The 14418-nt window shown below is 51.0% G+C and carries 12 protein-coding genes and 1 pseudogene; 10 read left to right on the plus strand and 3 right to left on the minus strand.

Annotated features, from left to right (window positions below):
• Window positions 1–132: 132 nt before the first annotated feature.
• Together C8P63_RS15015 and C8P63_RS15020 are read right to left on the minus strand one after the other, a co-directional pair.
• Window positions 133–573 (minus strand): helix-turn-helix domain-containing protein, encoded by a 441-nt coding sequence (locus C8P63_RS15015; protein WP_108025467.1) that lies wholly within the window; start codon window positions 571–573, stop codon window positions 133–135.
• A gap of 13 nt (window positions 574–586) precedes the next feature.
• Complete coding sequence (locus C8P63_RS15020) at window positions 587–1150, minus strand: DUF6932 family protein (RefSeq protein ID WP_108025468.1); 564 nt, start codon at window positions 1148–1150, stop codon at window positions 587–589.
• A 258-nt stretch (window positions 1151–1408) separates the two neighbouring features.
• On the opposite strand from C8P63_RS15020, the pseudogene C8P63_RS15025 reads away from it, so the two are divergent.
• Together C8P63_RS15025 and C8P63_RS15030 are read left to right on the plus strand one after the other, a co-directional pair.
• A pseudogene (locus C8P63_RS15025) lies at window positions 1409–1924 on the plus strand (transposase); the annotation flags it as partial.
• Window positions 1925–2144: 220 nt separating this feature from the next.
• The gene (locus C8P63_RS15030; protein WP_108025470.1) at window positions 2145–3335 is read left to right on the plus strand and encodes an IS701 family transposase; all 1191 of its coding nucleotides are present in this window, start codon (window positions 2145–2147) and stop codon (window positions 3333–3335) included.
• Between the two features lie 687 nt (window positions 3336–4022).
• Here the strand turns inward: C8P63_RS15030 and C8P63_RS15035 are convergent.
• Window positions 4023–5009, minus strand: coding sequence for a LacI family DNA-binding transcriptional regulator (locus C8P63_RS15035; RefSeq protein WP_108025471.1), 987 nt, complete (start codon window positions 5007–5009; stop codon window positions 4023–4025).
• Window positions 5010–5266: 257 nt separating this feature from the next.
• On the opposite strand from C8P63_RS15035, the gene iolB reads away from it, so the two are divergent.
• The 8 genes from iolB to uxuA are packed head-to-tail and all read left to right on the plus strand — an operon-like array spanning window position 5267 to window position 14412.
• Window positions 5267–6094: a 5-deoxy-glucuronate isomerase gene (gene iolB / locus C8P63_RS15040; protein ID WP_245920947.1), complete on the plus strand. Its 828-nt coding sequence runs from the start codon at window positions 5267–5269 to the stop codon at window positions 6092–6094.
• The gene (locus C8P63_RS15045) at window positions 6091–7074 is read left to right on the plus strand and encodes a TRAP transporter substrate-binding protein (protein WP_108025473.1); all 984 of its coding nucleotides are present in this window, start codon (window positions 6091–6093) and stop codon (window positions 7072–7074) included. Before iolB ends, C8P63_RS15045 begins: the two co-directional genes overlap by 4 nt.
• A 46-nt stretch (window positions 7075–7120) precedes the next feature.
• Window positions 7121–7615 (plus strand): TRAP transporter small permease, encoded by a 495-nt coding sequence (locus C8P63_RS15050; protein WP_108025474.1) that lies wholly within the window; start codon window positions 7121–7123, stop codon window positions 7613–7615.
• A complete protein-coding gene (locus C8P63_RS15055) occupies window positions 7615–8895 on the plus strand; it encodes a TRAP transporter large permease (protein ID WP_108025475.1) in 1281 nt (426 codons plus the stop codon). The genes C8P63_RS15050 and C8P63_RS15055 overlap by 1 nt, the downstream gene beginning before the upstream one ends.
• Before the next feature lie 31 nt (window positions 8896–8926).
• Window positions 8927–10414: a UxaA family hydrolase gene (locus tag C8P63_RS15060; RefSeq protein ID WP_108025476.1), complete on the plus strand. Its 1488-nt coding sequence runs from the start codon at window positions 8927–8929 to the stop codon at window positions 10412–10414.
• The gene (locus C8P63_RS15065; RefSeq protein WP_108025477.1) at window positions 10411–11943 is read left to right on the plus strand and encodes a tagaturonate reductase; all 1533 of its coding nucleotides are present in this window, start codon (window positions 10411–10413) and stop codon (window positions 11941–11943) included. Before C8P63_RS15060 ends, C8P63_RS15065 begins: the two co-directional genes overlap by 4 nt.
• Window positions 11944–11962: 19 nt before the next feature.
• Window positions 11963–13381: a glucuronate isomerase gene (uxaC, locus tag C8P63_RS15070; protein WP_108025478.1), complete on the plus strand. Its 1419-nt coding sequence runs from the start codon at window positions 11963–11965 to the stop codon at window positions 13379–13381.
• Window positions 13378–14412, plus strand: coding sequence for a mannonate dehydratase (uxuA, locus tag C8P63_RS15075; RefSeq protein ID WP_108025479.1), 1035 nt, complete (start codon window positions 13378–13380; stop codon window positions 14410–14412). Before uxaC ends, uxuA begins: the two co-directional genes overlap by 4 nt.
• The last annotated feature ends 6 nt before the right edge of the window (window positions 14413–14418 follow it).

The raw sequence follows: 14418 nt of genomic DNA on the forward strand, positions 1-14418 counted from the left end.
ACAGTTAAGCAACGTATCTTGCTCGAAAAACAAAACCAGCAACAGAAGATTTACTCATAAAGAAGACAAAATGATTTTGGACAAAGGGGATGAAAAGAGCGAGACCAAAGGGGTCTCGCTCTTTTCATTAAATCAGTTGGTGAGCATATCTTTTTCGTTTTGAGGTTGAACGGAGAGGGGGATGCCGAGTTTTTCGGCGACCCGTTGGAGTTTATCGGAGCTGGCTCCTTTGTATTCATTCCGTTCATCACGGGAGACTTGAGCTGGCGAGACGCCCAGTCGATCCGCCAGTTCTTTTTGCGTGATGCCTTTATAGATGCGGTAGCAGATGAGCAAGTGACCGACTTGTTTCAGGTTGGTCGAACACGAAAACTTTCCTTTCTTGACGTTTTCATAGTATCGAACCTCGTCTTCGATGTTGTAATAAAACGCCCACAGAGGTTCCAGCGCAATTTTGGTTTGTTCCTCGGTTAATCCTTTTTCCCGAAAGAATTTCTCCTTTTGTTCGATGTCTTTCCGCTGAACTTCCAACTGACGGAGAGACTTTTGATACTCAGCATCCGTTTTAATCAATGGGAATTCCTCCTTAACGGATGATTTTAATGATGCCTTTTTGCAAGTAGGTTTCCCGTTGTTGACGGAAGGCTTGGGGGAAGGGGAGATTCTTTCCTCCAAGGTCAGTAATTCCGCTTAGATTGGCCTCGTCTTTGTATTCATCTGGAACCTGGGTATAGTGAGGATACAATTCTACGCGGTACCGGTGCCACATGGGGAGTTGTCGTTTCGTCGGGGAGTCAAGATGGGGTCGACGGAACTGGGGGTTCCAAGTCCAGATGGGTTCGATTTCGTTCAAGGTGGGACGTCCCCGTTCTAGGAAATCCATCCAAGGGGCTTCGAAGTAACCGTCGATATCGCCGGGTGTGCCTTTGTCTTCCACGAAGGAGCCGTCAATGAAGATTTGGTCGTATCCGACCTTCCAAAGTTGTTTGACCATCTCTTCCAGACCGTCGACCAGATCGTATCTCCACTCTGCATCCCAACCTTCGGGTGGCTGCCAACCACCCGTGACGAGAATGGATTCCCGTAACTGACCCAATGTAAGCGCATACGTCCCTGGGTTCAACAACCCATACTCATTGAAGTTGTTCAAGACCAGTATTCCCCCCAAGGGTAAGATAATACATACGATCCCTTTCCTTTATAGTTATCTTAACATATTGGTTAACTAAATTCAATGGTTAAGAAAAAATCGGGCAGAATCAGGTTTGGATCCTGGTCCCACTAAAGAAACGGCCTGTATACGCTATACAGGCCGTTTCGCATGTGAAGGACACATAACGTAACATAATTGCTCTTGTGAGGTTATATCTTCACACTTAAAACCGCCCGTATTCCTTTTAAATAAGAGATAACGAGCGGTTTTGATCCGGATGCCCGCCCCATCAAAAAGGGGAAGCTCTCCAAAACCACGGAATTCGGATACAAAGTCCGGATTGACGAGACGGAAAGCGGTTTTGTCACCGGATACGAGGTCTATAAAGGCAACCCTTCCGACGAGGAGTTGCTGGTTTCCGCGGTCGAACATCACGAATCGACTTTCGGCTCCCTTTCCCACGCGGTGGCGACGGATCGCGGTTTTGCCAGCAAGAAAAACGAGGATCGACTGGCGGAGAGGGGAATCCGCCATGTCAGTATGCCCCGACGGGGAAAGAAAGGGAAAAAGCGAACCGAATACGAACAAGAACCTTGGTTTCAAAACTTACAGCGATTCCGAGCAGGCGGGGAGGCGCGAATCAGCCTTCTGAAACGAAAATACGGACTCGCCCGCACCCGGTTCCGGGGACACGCGGGCTCCTAAGCATGGGCCGGAATGGGCATCATGGCCCATAACTTGAAAAGAGCGGCTACCATTCTGGCCTCATAAAGGAGAAAAGAGGTAGACTGGAATTCCGTTTCTCCTTCTTTTCCATCTCGCCATCGAGTAATCCTCAACTTTCGACTTTTTCAGGGGGAACTAATTAACTCTAGATGAGCAAAAGCGGATCAAGAAATTTCCATTGACAAAAAAGTAGAGACATGAACGGCTCGGCTCTTTATGGTATGGATAGAGTCACCACAACACATCCACCAAAGGAGCCAAGATCATGTCTCGTACTCTCAATCTACCATACCATGAAGAGATCCGCCACTATTTGACGGAGCAACGTTTTCCTCTGTACCTGTCTAAGCCTGTGTTCGAACACCTCATTCACTTTATGGATGCCGTTACACAGAAAGGATTTTCCGGGACACTGACCGATGTGCACACCTTGAGTCGTGAACGTCGACACCGGACGACGTTAAGCCATTTCCTCCATCGAGGGGTATGGGACGAACAGTGGATGCAGCGTCACCTGAACCAGCGATCTTTGCGCAAGATTCAGCAGCACGCCAAGCGAACCGGTCTCCCCATTTACGCGATTCTGGATGATTCCGTTTGCGAGAAAACCAAGCCTTCGTCACGGGCGATGTCGGCGATTCAGCAAGCGGACTTTCACTTCTCACACGGAAAAGGCGGTCCGGTTTGGGGGCACCAGGTCGTGGTTCTGTTGCTTCGTTGCGGGGATCGGTGTCTTCCCTTTGCGTTCCGGCGATATGACAAAAGTGGAGTGGGCAAAATCGCTCTGGCATGCGAACTTCTCGAGACCCTCCCCGTATTCGAACACCCGACTTATTTATTGATGGATTCCTGGTACACATCGGTGAAGATCGTCGATCTCGCCTCGACCAAGGGGTTACAAGTCATCGGTGGGCTCAAAACCAACCGGATCTTGTTTCCTCAGGGCATCCGGATCCCGGGCTCCGCTTTCGCCGGTCACATCCGAAAAGCCGATACCCGCCTCGTGACGGTGGGGAACGCTTCCTACCGGGTGTTCCGCTACGAAGGGGCTCTTAATGGGATCGCCAATGCGGTGGTGCTCTTGACGTGGCCGGAAGATTCCTTCGGTCATCCTTCCACTCTTCGGTATTATTTGTCCACAGACGTCTCTCTGGATGAGGAAGAGATCCTGATGCGCTATGCAAACCGCTGGGCAATAGAGACCTTCTTTCAACAGATGAAGGGAAAGTATGCCTTTGATCGTTACCGAATCCGATCCGTTCGTGCGATCGAGCGCTTCTGGATCCTGCTTTTGTTGACGTTTTTCTATTGCGCCGAAACCGGAAGCGGGGACGAATCGCTCGGTCTCAAACGCATCCGTCACCGACGGGAGCACGGGTTGTTGGATTGGATTTACCATCAATTCCAACAAGCGGTTCCTCTGAAACAGGTCAAAGAGCAGCTGAACATTGCTTAAGTGAGTCTGATGCTGGTTATTTTTGTTAGCTGATTTGCTCATCTAGAGTAATTAAGTTAATCGCTGAAGGTACTTTTAATCCAGGACATTGTTAATCATGGTTTTGAGGAGTTAGCAAGTAACAAAGAACAAATAAAAGTTCTTGTTAAAACCAGTTAGCACCCGTCTGTCAAGGTAAAGTGAGCCCGGATATGAAAGGGTAGGGTCAGCCCCCATTTCCGAAAGGGAATGAGTTGTTTTTTGTACTTACTTAATTGCTTTTGTCAAAATCCCCTTAGTAAAACCGAAAAATGGATTCCTTCTCCCGTACAGGTACACGCCTACCGTCCAATTCATGTGCTGATAACACCTGTTTTCCGGCAGCATAAAGCGGGGGTGACGGCGGGATTCCCGGTTTGTTCACGACCCTTGCTCTGCTGTTCCGCTCGCATCTTATAAAAATTGAAATGGTGCGGTGATGAACGATGCAAATGTCGCTTCCTTGGTTCGGTGAGGAGTATCCTATCACCTTGGAAATCCGGTAAATCCCCAGGGGTAGCCGACGTTATATCCATCGTTTACGATGTTACGGCATGAGAAGTGTGCCCTACGATAAAAATTCTTGCATTAAAATGACCGATTGAAGCAAGGGGAGGATTTCCACAGTCTTAAAATCAAAAATCCATGGCTTCAGCCATGGAAATATAATCAACCCTCAATCATCCTCAATGACGTACAGGAATTTCGGATTACCAACTCGGAATCCAATGTAGGGATATCCTCTAAACTTTCATTCCTGATGAGAGTTAAAAGGGATTTGATCATCTGTTCCGCGATCTTTTCGATAGGGGCTCCCGTGACGGTTAACGGGGGATCTTGGTTCGCCGATTGTGGGATATTGTCGTAACTGATCAGTGAAATATCCGCAGGGACTTTCAACTGTGCTTTTTTGACAGCACGCAGAATGCCGACCGAGATATCATAACTGCCGCCGATGATGGCGGTGGGGGTGCAGATGTCCAACATTTGCTCAGCGGCCTGGTAGCCATCCTGCCAGTTTAATCCATTCGTGTTGACGGTGATAGTGTCGGATGGAGATAAATGAAGATCTTTACACCCTTCTTGAAATCCTATTAATTTCTCTTGTTGGTTTTTGTTTTGTTTCGTTAAATCACCGATATAGGCGATTTTTCGATGACCCAACTGATAAAGGTATTCAACCGCCTTTTTTACGGCTTGGCGCCGATTCACGTTGAAGGTGGGGTAGGAAGAGGGTCCGGGTTCCCCGTAGAAGAGAATGGGTACCGCCGATTGGAGGACATTCGGGGGAGCCTTCTCGCTGAATACCAGAATTGCATCAACTTGAAACCGGTTGAAAACGTTGACAGCGGAATGAATGGGATTGATGGAAAGCAACATGTGATAATGGTGTTTTTCCAGTTCGTCGTTGATTTTGGTTGCCAAGGCCGACAAGGCGTCTCTTTCCACCGTTGGCCACACGACACCGATCGTATTGCTTTTTTTTGAGACCAGACTCTTGGCGGCGATGTTGGGTTGGTAACCCATTTCTTTCGCCACCGTTAAAATTTTTTGCTTGGTTTGCGGCTTGACAAGAGGGCTGTCCCTCAAAGCCTTGGAAACTGTCGAATAGCTGACTCCGGCGGCTTTCGCGATATCTTTGATCGTGACTCCCATGGATCGATCACCTTTTCATCCTGTGTTCGACTTTTCGTATATCAAACGTTGTTATTCAATTATAATCAATCCCCGGTAACATAACCACCTAAAAAATCAGATGTTTTTCATTATACGTGGCATGGATATTCGGATTTACACACAAGGAAAATTTTATAACCAATTCCTTTGTTAAAAAGTATTGATTAAACTGGGGAAATTGTTTATTATCAGAAATAACAACGTTGTAAATAGTCATTCGAAGAAAGGGTGGCATGGTGAAGCGATTATACAGGGCGAGGGAACGGAAGGGCTATCAGGAGATCATTGGAACGGAAGATCCAGTGCTGGATTACCTTTCATTTGGTAAATTGCAACTGGAAAAGGGGGAGAAGTACCGGGAAAAAACGCACGGCTATGAAGTGGCGCTCGTCATTCTTTCGGGCAAGATTTCAATATCTTCACAAGGAAAAGAATGGAGAAGGGTTGGGAGCCGGAATTCCGTGTTTGAGGGAAAGGCGACCACGATCTACATCCCCTGCAGTTCGGAATACGATTTGACTGCCGAATCGGCAGCCGAAGTCGCTGTTTGTAAAGCGAAGGCTGATAAGAAGTTCGAACCTTTTATCATTTTACCAGAGGAGGTTGTGGTCAATCGCCGTGGACGGGATACGTGGCAGCGGGAAGTCCATGATATTATTGTCGAAAACGGCCGCAACCGCGTCCATCGCATTGTTGTCGGAGAAACCTTTAATCATCCAGGTCATTGGTCCAGTTTTCCCCCTCATAAACATGACGGGGAGCACGCGCCTGAAGAGCCTGATCTGGAAGAAGTTTATCACTATCAACTGTCGCCCCGCCAAGGTTTTGGGGTGCAGCTTCATTACACAAAAGACTTGTGTATTGATGACGCATACATCGTTCGTCACGGTGACAGCTTCGCCATCGATCGGGGTTACCATCCCGTCAGCGCCGGAGGTGGATATCAGCTCTATTACCTTTGGTTCCTGGCGGGGAAGTCAGGCAGATTGTTAAATCCTTTCGATGATCCCGATCATCGATGGTTGAAAAATGAATCTAAAAAAGAAATGGGTGCTTTCTTATGAAAAAGTTCGTAACCGTTTTCATTATGGCGGGTTTACTGGTCGTCTTGTCTGCCTGTCAAGGAACCGGGGCCGATGGCCAGGTTGTCCTGAAGCTGGCGGAGAACCAGGCCGAAGATTATCCCACGACCATCGGGGATAAGGCATTTGCCAAGGAAGTGGAGGAAAAAACCAACGGTCGAATCAAAGTGGAAGTCCATGCCGGAGGGGAATTGGGAGACGAGAAAAGCGTGATCGAGCAGGTGCAACTGGGTTCCATTGAGATGGCACGGGTTAATGCGATGCCACTGTCGGAATATTCCAAGGAAATCGGTGTGCTGAATATGCCATACCTGTTCCCGGATAAAGAGACGATGTGGAAAGCGCTCAACGGCTCGGTGGGGCGCGAGCTGTTAAAAACGCTGGAGAAGGACAAGTTGATCGGCCTAACCTATTACGATTCGGGTCAGCGCGGTTTTTACAATTCCAAGCGACCGATCCGGGAACCGAAGGACTTGAAAGGATTAAAGATTCGGACGCAACAGTCCAAAATCGCGATCGATACGGTCAACAGCCTCGGTGCATCCGCCACGCCCATGGCATACGAAGAAGTGTATTCGGCCATTCAAAACGGTGTGATCGACGGTGCGGAAAACAATTACCCTAGCTATTTCTCCACCGGTCACTATGAAGTCGCCAAATATTACACGACCAATGGTCATTCCACGACGCCTGAAGTGCTTTTGATCTCCAAATCCGCCTGGGAAAAGCTGAGTCCCGAAGATCAGAAGATCCTACGGGAAGCGGCCCGAAATTCCACAGATGTCCAACGTGAAGCGTGGGCTGAATTGGTCCAAAAATCCAAGGAAAAGGTGGAGAAGAGCGGAAACAAGGTGGTCGAAATCAAGGATTTTAAGCCTTGGCGTGAAGCGGTTCAGCCGGTCTACGACAAATACGGAAAACAGTTTCAAAAGTGGATCAATAAATTTGAACAAGTGAAATAACCATTGCGGGGATCCTCCCCGCTTATTTTAAAGGAGGCCGTCCTCCATGAAAATCTTGATGAAGATGGAGAAGTGGATTCATCACTTGGTTCACCGGTTCATCCAAGTACTCCTCGTACTGACGGTTCTCATCGTATTGGTTCAAGTGGGATTGCGATACTTTTTCAGTTATACGCCTTCATGGTCGGAAGAACTGACACTGGTCTTGCTTATCTGGATCAGTTTCATCGGCATCGCGGTGGGTTTTCGGGAGAATCTTCACATCGCCGTGGAATTCGTGGTGAACCGCTTCCCGGAAGGGGTGCGAAACGGTCTGGAATGGTTGACCCGGTTGTTGGTGTTGGTGCTGGGATGTCTCTTTATTTACTTCGGGGGTCAGTTCACCATTATGATGAGCAACACCGCAATGCCGGGTACCCAGTTGCCCCTGGCCGTTATGTACTTTTGTATTCCGACCTGCGGTCTGCTGATGATTTTGTATACGTTTTTCAACGCAATCTTACCCAAATCCGACGGCGCGGAAGAGGAAGGTGACGAGTGATGGAAGTGTTCCTGCTCCTCGGTAGTTTCGTTCTGTTCGTCATGTTGCGGGTACCGATTGCTTTGGCCTTGGTCACCGCTTCGATCATAACCGCTCTTTCTTTGGGACTTCCTCTCGCGTCTTTGTTTCAGCGGATGGTGAGTGGTCTGAACTCGTTTTCGCTGATCGCCATACCCTTTTTCATTCTGGCGGGTGAGATCATGAACCAGGGGGGGATTTCCACCCGTCTCATCCAGCTTTCGAACATCATCATCGGGAAGATCCGCGGGGGACTGGCGATGGTGAACGTGATGGCCAGTACCTTCTTCGGAGGTATTTCGGGTTCTGCCGTGGCCGATGTCTCTTCCGTGGGTTCCGTCTTGATTCCCATGATGAAGAAGAAAAAGTACGAATCGGATTATGCCGTTGCCGTCACCGTTTCCAGCGCTGCCCAGGGTGTCATGATCCCCCCGAGTCACAACATGATCATTTACTCTGCGGCGGCCGGCGGGGTTTCCATCGGCTCTCTGTTCCTGGGCGGGTTGCTTCCGGGTCTCTTACTGGGAGCGGCTCTCATGGTCACTACCTATCTGCTCGCGGTGAAGCGGGGTTACCCCAAAGGAGAGCCCATTCCCCGCAAGGAGGTTCCGCGCATTGTTCGGGAAGGCCTCCTGGGCTTGTTTACGGCTGTCATCATCATCGGTGGAATTGTGAGCGGAATTTTTACGGCAACCGAATCGGCGGCGATCGGAGTTTTGTATGCATTTGTGATCACCTTCTTCGTTTATCGGGATATCCCGCTCTCCCGCATGGGAAGCATCCTGAACAATACCTTTAAAACCTTGGCCATGGTCATGTTTCTCATCGCCGCTTCATCCGGGTTCGGTTGGTTGTTGGCTTTTCTGCAGGTTCCCGCGATGGTGACGGAAGCTTTGCTCAGCATTTCCTCCAATGAAATTCTCCTGTTGCTTCTCATTAACCTGATTTTGCTGGTTCTGGGAACGTTCATGGACATGGCTCCGCTCATTCTCATCATGACGCCCATTCTGCTTCCGGTCGCCACGCAGCTGGGGATGGATCCGGTCCATTTCGGGGTCGTGATGATCCTGAACCTGTCGATCGGACTCATTACCCCGCCGGTCGGATCGGCGCTGTTTGTGGGATGTGCCGTGGGCAAAGTGCCCATTGAAAAAGCGACACGGTCATTGATGCCTTTTTATGTCACGATGGGGGCCGTGTTGTTGTTGATTACCTTCGTTCCGGAGATTGTGTTGTGGTTGCCCAAACTGCTGGCTCCTTAACGCGGGGCGTGAAGGAAGGGAGAGGTGGAAAATGAGCCCGGACACCATCCGAATCCACAAAGACGATTCCGTGGGTGTGGTACTCAGATCTTGCCGTCGAGGAGAGACCCTGACCTTCGGAGAAGTGACGATCACTTTGACAGAGGAGATTCCCGCGGGACATAAAGTGGCTCTGAAGCCCATCCGATCGGAAGAGGACGTACTGAAATACGGCCATGTCATAGGAAGGGCCAAGCGAGAGATTCGTCCCGGCGAATGGGTTCACACCCATAACCTGGAGACGAGATTGGAGGGAACGCAGACTTACCGGTACCGACGGAAGACGACTTCCCGGCCCGTCCAAAAATCTTCCCGGACCTTCCGGGGATACGTCCGGGAAGACGGAAACGTCGGCATCCGTAATGAAATCTGGATCATCAATACGGTAGGTTGTATTAATAAAACCGCAGAACTTCTGGCAAGGACCGCCAATGAATCATTTGCCGGCGACGGCTTAGATGGAGTGTATCATTTTCCCCACCCATACGGATGTTCCCAACTGGGGGATGACCTGAAGAATACGCAAAAGGTGTTGGCCAACCTCGTGAAACACCCGAACGCCGCCGGGGTATTGGTGATTGGGCTGGGATGTGAAAACAACCACATCGCTTCTTTCCAGGAAGTGCTGGGACCTGTCGACGGGCGGCGGGTGAAATTCATGGCCGTTCAAGACGTGAGCGATGAACTGGAAGACGGGATGGTTATGATTGAAGAGTTGGCGCAATACGCCAAGACTTTTCAAAGGCAGTCCGTCCCTTTGTCGAAGTTGGCGGTGGGCCTGAAATGCGGCGGCTCCGACGGGCTGTCGGGCATCACGGCAAACCCCTTGGTCGGGACCTTGGCGGACCGCATAGTTTCCGAGGGAGGGACCGTCCTCTTGACGGAAGTGCCAGAGATGTTCGGAGCCGAAGAAATCTTGTTGGAACGTGCATCCGATGAAGAAGTGTTCAATAAGACCGTTCGCCTGGTGAACAACTTCAAGGAGTATTTCCTGAACCATGGGCAACCTGTCTCCGAAAATCCTTCCCCCGGTAACAAAGAAGGCGGAATCACCACCCTGGAGGAGAAGTCGCTGGGGTGTGTCCAAAAAGGGGGGTTCTCACCGGTAGCCGATGTGTTGGCCTACGGGGAACGGTATCGCCGTCCGGGTCTTCAATTGGTGCAGGGCCCCGGCAACGATCTGGTCTCCGTCACCACATTGGCCACGGCGGGCGCGCAGTTGGTTCTTTTTACGACGGGCAGGGGGACTCCCTACGGAGGCCCCGTTCCGACCATGAAAATCTCCACCAACACGCAACTCGCCCGGAAAAAGAAGAACTGGATCGACTTTGATGCCGAACCGGTACTGGAACGGAAAGAAGAAGTGGAGGAAGCCCTTTTCGAAGAGGTTATCCGGATCGCTTCGGGGGAGAAGCGAACAAGAAATGAAATTTACGGGTTCAAGGAAATCGCCATTTTCAAGGACGGTGTGACGCTTTGAAACATAAAACCGCACGAGGCTTGGATCCGCTGAACAAAGGTTGGCTGCGTGACCACCGGCCGGATGAATCCGGGATCGAACAAGTGCCGGAAAGAATCGTCCAGTTTGGGGAAGGACGTTTTTTGAGGGGATTCTTCGATTGGATGATTCACCGGTTGAACCGGTCGGGGCACTGGTGCGGCCGGATTGTCGCCGTTCAACCGACCCCGCGGGGGAAGGTTGTTCCCGTCCTCAATGCACAGGACGGTCTGTACACGGTGGTCCTGGAAGGTCTGCAAAATGGAAAACCCCTGCGGGAAGTAGAATTGGTGACCTCCATCAGTCGGGGGATCAATCCTTACGAGGAATGGGAGGAGGTTCTGAAGCTCGCTGAACGACGGGAAATCGAATGGGTGGTTTCCAATACCACGGAAGCGGGTCTGACATATCAAACCGAAGCATACTCCCCGGGAACGGCCCCTCTGTCGTTTCCGGGGAAGTTGACCGCCTTTCTGCATCGGCGCTATGAATTTTTCTCGGGTGCGCCGGAAGCCGGGATGTGGATCCTCCCTTGTGAACTGGTCGAGGATAACGGGGACGTTTTAAGGGATTTGGTCCTTAAGGTTGCGGGGGACTGGGAACTCCCCGGGTCATTCAAACGATGGGTGGAGAATTCCAACGTCTTTTGCAATACGTTGGTCGACCGGATCGTGACCGGAGATGCCGGGGAGCGGGCAGACGAACTGTTTGAAGAATTGGGTTACGAAGACCGGCTGCTTACGGTGGCGGAACGGTATCATCTGTTTGCCGTCGAAGGGGACCCCGAACTGAAAGAACACCTCCCTTTGCACAAAGCCGGCCTGCATGTCCATTGGGATTCCGTTGCCCATTATCGGGAGCTGAAGCTCCGCATCCTGAACGGAACCCATACCCTGTTGTTTGCCCCGGCCCTGTTGGGAGGGTGTGAAACGGTATCCGAGGCGATGAAAACCAAGTGGTTGCACCGCTTGGCAACCCAAGCCCTTGATTCCGACATCCTGCCGGTGTTGGAAGGGAGGAGATCGGAGAAGAAGCGATTTGCAGAGGATGTTTTGGAACGGTTCGCCAATCCCCGGATTCATCACCGGTGGGTGGACATCGGTCAAAACGGAGTGACCAAATACCACAGCCGGTTGTTGGAACTCCTGAAACGGTGGAAAGAGCGAAACAACCGGATTCCAGATACCTTGGCTTTCTCTCTGGCGGCATTGATCCGGTTTTACCAAGGGGAGGTGGTCGATGAGGGTGTGATACGGATTTTCTTGAACGGCAGTGAGGATCTCATGCGGGAAAAACCGAAGACGGTTTCTTTCTTCGCCGATGTATGGGCAAAGTGGGACGGTACTCCCGGGGGATTGGAACAACTCGCCGCCGAAACGCTGAAAAATACAGAGATTTGGGGAGAAGATCTGTGTTCGTCGATCCCCTGGTTACACGAACGAGTCTCCGTACATCTGCAACGAATCGTGGAACAAGGGATTCAACAGGCGTCGAGCCAATTGGAGATTTAACGGAAGCGGAGGGTTGATCATGGGAAATTTTCTTCATGACGATTACCTTTTGAGTAATGAAACGGCCCGGGAACTGTATCATCGATACGCCAAAGACATGCCGATCATCGACTATCACTGCCACTTGGATCCCAAAGAAATCTGGGAAGATCGCTCATTCACCAACCTGACCGACATCTGGCTGAGGGGCGACCATTACAAATGGCGGGCCATGAGGGCCAACGGCATCCCGGAGCGTCTCATTACCGGGGACGCCAGTGATAAAGAAAAATTCCGGGCATGGGCACGTACTGTCCCTTACCTGATCGGCAACCCATTGTATGTTTGGACGCATCTGGAGCTAAAGAGGTTTTTCGGAATCGACCGACTGCTGAATGAGGATACGGCCGACGAAATTTGGGACGAGGCCAACCGTCTGTTGGCAACCCCTGAGTTTACCGCCCGTTCCTTTCTGCGGCACTTCAAGGTGGAGATGGTGGGCACGACGGATGATCCCACGGATTCGTTGGAGTACCATCGCAAATTGCGGGAGAGCGGGGAATTGGACACCCAGGTGCTTCCCACCTACCGGCCGGACCAAGGGTTGAACATCAGAAAGTCCGGGTTTCGGGACTGGGTTCTGAAACTGGAGGATGTGACGGGAAAACCGGCTCATACCTACGAACAATTCCTTCAACTCCTGGAAGAGCGTGCCCGTTATTTCCATTGGGAAGGATGCCGATTGTCCGACCACGGCTTGGATCATATCCCTTGGTTCGAGGCCGGACTGGAGGACGTGGCCGCGATTTACCAAAAAGCCCTGTCGGGTGGGACTGTCAGTGTAGAGGAAGAGAAACAGTTTCAAACGCGTACGTTGCTCTTTTTGGGGCAACTGTACGCTTCTCTCGGTTGGACCATGCAGTTGCATATTGGAGCCTTGCGAAACGCCAACACCCGGGGATTCCAACGGTTGGGTCCGGACACGGGTTATGACTCCATGGATGACCTCCGGTTGGCCCGTCCGCTTGCGATGTTCCTCGACCAATTGGAGAAAAGCGGATCCCTGCCCAAAACCGTTCTTTATTCCTTAAACCCGAAAGATTATCCCGTACTGGCTTCCATGGCCGGAAACTATCAAAGCGATGAAATCCCGGGAAAAATTCAGTTTGGCTCGGCTTGGTGGTTTAACGACCATACCAACGGGATAAAACGGCAGTTGACCGATTTGGCAACGATGGGACTGTTGCGCAGGTTTGTGGGAATGCTGACAGATTCCCGCAGTTTTCTTTCGTATCCCCGCCATGAATACTTCCGTCGCATTCTGTGTGATCTGATCGGAGGTTGGGTGGAAAGCGGCGAAGCCCCTGATGATCTGGAGTTGCTTGGGGCCATGGTCAGGGAAATCGCCTATTTCAACGCCAAGAACTACTTTGCTTTTGAGCAGGTGACACAGTCATGAAGTTGACTTTTCGATGGTTCGGACCGGATGACCCGGTCCGCCTGGAATTTATCCGTCAAATCCCCGGTATGACCGGGATTGTCACGGCCATCTACGACATTCCGGTGGGAGAAGTATGGCCGTTAAATCGGATCCTGGCATTGAAGGAAGAGGTGGAGCGTGCCGGGCTCTCGTTGGAGGTGATCGAAAGTTTACCGGTGCATGAAGACATTAAACTGGGGAGATCCACGCGGGACCGGTACATTAAAAATTATCAAATGGCCTTGAAGAACCTGGCCCAAGCGAAGATTCCGGTGGTCTGCTATAATTTCATGCCTGTCTTTGACTGGACACGCTCCCAGTTGGACCGTCGACTGCCGGATGGATCGACAACACTGGCCTATGAGGAGTCAAAGGTCCTTCAAATGAACCCTTTGTCGGGGGATCTGGATTTGCCCGGATGGGACACCAGTTATCAAAAAAATGAGTTGGTGGAATTGATGGAGGCCTATCAAAAAATTAACGAAGAGACCTTGTGGGAGAACCTCCGTTATTTCCTGCAGAAAGTCGTGAAGACGGCTGACGAGGTCGGTATCAAAATGGCCATCCATCCCGATGACCCTCCGTGGCCGATTTTCGGTCTGCCGCGCATCATCCGCAATGAAGAAAGTTTGGAACGGTTGATCCAACTGGTGGACAGTCCCAACAATGGTTTGACGTTCTGCACGGGCTCGCTGGGTGTCGATCCGCAGAATGATCTGCCCCGAATGATCCGTCGTTTCGGGAATCGTATCCACTTTGCCCATTGTCGGAACGTCAAACGAACCGGGGAGAAAAGCTTTGAAGAGTCCGCCCACCTGTCTTCCTCCGGCTCCATCGACATGGTGGAGGTGTTGAAAGCCTATCACGATATCGGATTTAACGGCCCGATGCGACCCGATCACGGGCGGATGATCTGGGGAGAAACCGGAAGGCCCGGGTACGGGTTGTATGACCGGGCATTGGGAGCCGCGTATCTGAACGGTATCTGGGAAGCACTGAACAAAGCGTGAAGGAGG

Origin of the sequence: Melghirimyces profundicolus (assembly GCF_003054245.1) — a bacterium.
Taxonomy (GTDB): domain Bacteria; phylum Bacillota; class Bacilli; order Thermoactinomycetales; family DSM-45169; genus Melghirimyces; species Melghirimyces profundicolus.